This window comes from Citrobacter sp. TBCS-15, from assembly GCF_005280815.1.
Taxonomy (GTDB): domain Bacteria; phylum Pseudomonadota; class Gammaproteobacteria; order Enterobacterales; family Enterobacteriaceae; genus Citrobacter; species Citrobacter werkmanii.
In genome coordinates, this window is record NZ_SZWK01000182.1 from 1 (window position 1) to 299 (window position 299).

1 protein-coding gene is annotated in these 299 nt (G+C 32.4%); it reads right to left on the bottom strand.

Annotation, left to right across the window (positions count from 1 at the left end; genetic code table 11):
* Nucleotides 1–27: 27 nt before the first annotated feature.
* Nucleotides 28–299 (bottom strand): IS3 family transposase (locus tag FDW96_RS12585; protein WP_137365778.1); only part of this gene is annotated, 272 nt, incomplete at its 5' end.

The following is a 299-nucleotide window of genomic DNA, read 5'->3' on the forward strand; positions in this document are numbered from 1 at the left end:
ATAACCTTTCCAAATACTTGGATTTTTTTAATTGTTCTTGAAACTCTTCCGATATTCAATCGGAGACAACCAGGATAGATTTTTCTTAATTCGGAGATTATTGTAGTAGTGAATGTAGTTACTAATTGTCATTTCTAAACTCTCAAATGAATCAAATCGTTTTCCGTAATAAACTTCTTGTTTTAGTATACCAAAAAAGTTCTCCACGACAGAATTGTCATGACAGTTACCTTTGCGACTCATAGATTGATAAATATTGTGCTCTTGGAGCTTTTGACGATAATACGGTGTCTGATAAG